Genomic DNA, 690 nt, shown 5'->3' on the forward strand with positions numbered 1-690 from the left:
GCCCCTGGGTGGGTGTGGTTAGAAAGCTTATTACGGGTCGACTATCGTGGCGGATTCGCCTCACCGTGCTATTTAGCGGTCGCATCCCTGTGAATATGCTTGAACAACTCATTGAGGATGCTGACGATGGACAAGCCGTTCCTGGACGAGGTTGAGATGTATTTGGATAGGGCTAATATGGCTCAATCCACATTCGGCAAATTAGCTGACAATAATCCCGGGTTAGTTGGTAATTTGCGCAAGGGGATGAATCCCAGCCCAGCTAAAAAGAATAAGCTGCGCAAATTCATGAACGACTTCCCCAAAGGCCCACCGGGACATATATCTAGAGCAGGACAGGCATTAGAACGAAGACAGCATGCTAGCGCATCTACGTCTTTTACACCTGGGAGACTGGTAAGTGCAACATCTGAATTCGCCAATTCCGGTGCGCATTTGGCCAGATCAACTACTGCAGCACAAGACGTGCCAGCCCCCAGCTTATCCGCTTTACCTCAAACATTGGGCGAAATTATTAAGGCAGAAGCCTTTAAGCAACGTATGCCCATTAGTACTTTTCTTGCGCAGTTGGTGAGCATGGGCTGGGAAGTGTATAAGGATGTCTGATTTTGTCCGCCCGAAATTCAACAAAGCCAAATTCTGGGAGCGTGTTGAAGAAGAGGCAAGGGCAGAGTTATTGAATATGGCACA

The 690-nt window shown here is 48.6% G+C and carries 1 protein-coding gene; it reads left to right on the plus strand.

All coding sequences use genetic code 11. The features are described from left to right. Positions 1-126 precede the first annotated feature (126 nt). Positions 127-606 carry a hypothetical protein gene (locus VJI93_RS08335; protein ID WP_324000417.1) on the plus strand — a complete coding sequence of 160 codons (480 nt, stop codon included), beginning with the start codon at positions 127-129 and terminating at the stop codon, positions 604-606. Positions 607-690 lie beyond the last annotated feature (84 nt).

Source organism: Parvimonas sp. M20, from assembly GCF_035282425.1.
Classification (GTDB): domain Bacteria; phylum Bacillota; class Clostridia; order Tissierellales; family Peptoniphilaceae; genus Parvimonas.